This is a genomic window from Streptomyces sp. NPDC058678 (assembly GCF_042714835.1).
Lineage (GTDB): Bacteria > Actinomycetota > Actinomycetes > Streptomycetales > Streptomycetaceae > Streptomyces.
Map to the genome: position 1 here is coordinate 1,171 of NZ_JBHXSG010000171.1, position 389 is coordinate 1,559.

Annotated in this window: 1 pseudogene; it reads left to right on the plus strand. The window is 64.3% G+C overall.

The annotated features are described in order from the left end of the window. Positions 1-198: pseudogene (locus ACFWWR_RS48555) on the plus strand (GntR family transcriptional regulator); the annotation flags it as partial. Positions 199-389: the final 191 nt, after the last annotated feature.

Genomic DNA, 389 nt, shown 5'->3' on the forward strand with positions numbered 1-389 from the left:
CAGGCGTCCGTCACCGAGACCATCCAGGTTCGCGTGCCCACCGAGCGTGAGCAGGAACAGCTCCGCCTTCCGGGTGACGCTCGCGTCTACGAACTGACGCATGCCGCCCAGACCGCCGAGGGTCGATGCGTGGAGGTGACCGTGCACGTCATGCCGGTTCACCTGTGGGACCTGTCCTACACCTGGGACCTGAGCTGACCCCACCAGGCATTCGTCCTGGTCTGCCGTCTGCGTGAGTGGTGTCCCTACCGCTGAGGGGCGTGTCCGCTACCCGGCGTAGGCTGCACGAAACAACTGATCAAGACGCAAAAAAGCCGCAAGCCCCACCCGGGCTCTGAAAGAGGGTTCGAAGCCTCGGACAGAGTCGAAGTCCCGGAGAAGGGCTTAGC